Raw genomic sequence first — 1735 nt, forward strand, 5'->3', positions numbered from 1 at the left:
ACATATATCAGATATAAAACTACAAACGGTTTCCATAGAAGGGGTAAAACAAGTTTATAAGGACATATTATCTTTTCCAATAAAAAAAGAAACAGCATCCTTCATTCAATTTGAAGTAACACCTTATACAACAATTAGTTTTCAAGAAGTGTATGAACCAATTGCACCTGCACATGTTGCTTTTGAAATCCCATATTCAAAATTTCATGAAACAGCAAGATGGCTTGAGGAGTCTGGATTACTCATTGCGAAATGGAAAGATGGTCATATAATTGATGAAGAGGATGGTCGATTCAATTTATACTTTAAAGACGGAGATGGAAATCTACTCGAAATTATCGCGCATAGTTATGTTAAAGAAGATGTATTAGTACCGCAGTCACCTTTAAACATTTTATATGTAAGGGAAATTGGTCTTCCTGTTAAAAGTGTACCTATTTTTAGGGAATGGCTGAAATCAAATCTAAATATGAAAACGATGGAAGACGGGGATATTTTTAACTTTGTAGTTGGTGGCACTGCTTATGTCGTCGCAACTTGGTGGCAGCGACCTTGGATTCCAATCGCGATGAAAGCTCTATCACCGAAAGTACACGTTTCTTTCGGAACACCAGACGTCGCATTTTTACAGCGAATCCAAAATAACTTTAAGAAAAATGGTGTATCATTTGAATATAAATGTAATGAAGTATCATTTATTGAGCAAGGATATACATTTTCAATTGTGCATACATCAGAGTTTCATTCTGATATTCCTAAACAATTAAACTTACCGCTTTCTATTTAAGGATGGAAAGCGGTAAGTTTTTTGTATATTCGTGAAGAAGGTTTTAGCTAGGATTATAGTGAATTTAAAGAGAGGTATAAGGTGTTATTTTAATTTATGTTAAGGGGAGAAATGAAGTGGTTTTAGGTAATCCAATTGCAAAAGGGAATACAGCAGAAATTTATTTAACTGATGATAAGGTTGTAAAATTATTTAAAGATTACCTCCCAGATACAGAGTCTATGAATGAAGCAAAAAAACAAAAATATGCTTATTCATGCGGGCTGCCAGTTCCAAACGTATTTGAAGTGACAAAGATACACGATAGACAGGCAATTATTATGGGATACGTAAAAGGGGACAGTGTTGGTGATCTCCTACTTAATAATTTAAATGAGGCAGAGCGTTATATCGGACTTTGTGTTAATGAGCAAAAAAAGATCCATGCTATACGTGTGAATACAGATGAAATGGAGTTAATGAGGAAAAGGTTAGAGCGTCAAATTAAATCTGTACATAAATTGGATGAAAGCAAAAAGAAGAATATATTACAAAAATTAGATTCTATTACATTTGATTTTAGGCTATGTCATGGAGATTTCCATCCATTTAATTTGATTTTGAGTAAGGAAGAGAAAGTGAAAGTTATAGACTGGGTAGATGCAAGTTCAGGTGATATTCGTGCAGATGTATTTCGAACATACTTGTTGTACTCACAATCTTCGGTAGAATTAGCTGAGATGTATTTACATATATATTGCAGTCGTACCGGCTTATCAAGAGATGAAGTTTTTCAATGGGCTCCTATTATTATTGCAGCTAGATTTTCTGAAAAAGTATCACCGCAAAATGAAGTGTATTTGAAAAGATTATTGAATCAGTATTTATAAGTCATAAAAAAGGCTGTCAGCAAATTAATAAATGCTGTTGTTTAACCAAAGTTTCCTTTTAGTTAAACAACAGCATTCT

At 33.2% G+C, this 1735-nt stretch carries 2 protein-coding genes; both read left to right on the plus strand.

Annotation, left to right across the window (positions count from 1 at the left end; translation table 11 throughout):
• Window positions 1-787, plus strand: a 787-nt coding sequence (locus ACQGS6_RS27900; protein WP_426965989.1) for a VOC family protein, incomplete at its 5' end; no start/stop codon positions are given.
• A gap of 116 nt (window positions 788-903) precedes the next feature.
• Entirely contained in the window at window positions 904-1656 is a 753-nt protein-coding gene (locus ACQGS6_RS27905) for an aminoglycoside phosphotransferase family protein (RefSeq protein ID WP_000242840.1), read from the plus strand.
• Window positions 1657-1735 lie beyond the last annotated feature (79 nt).

It is taken from the genome of Bacillus sp. GMs2/2 (assembly GCF_050172095.1).
Taxonomy (GTDB): Bacteria; Bacillota; Bacilli; order Bacillales; family Bacillaceae_G; genus Bacillus_A; species Bacillus_A cereus.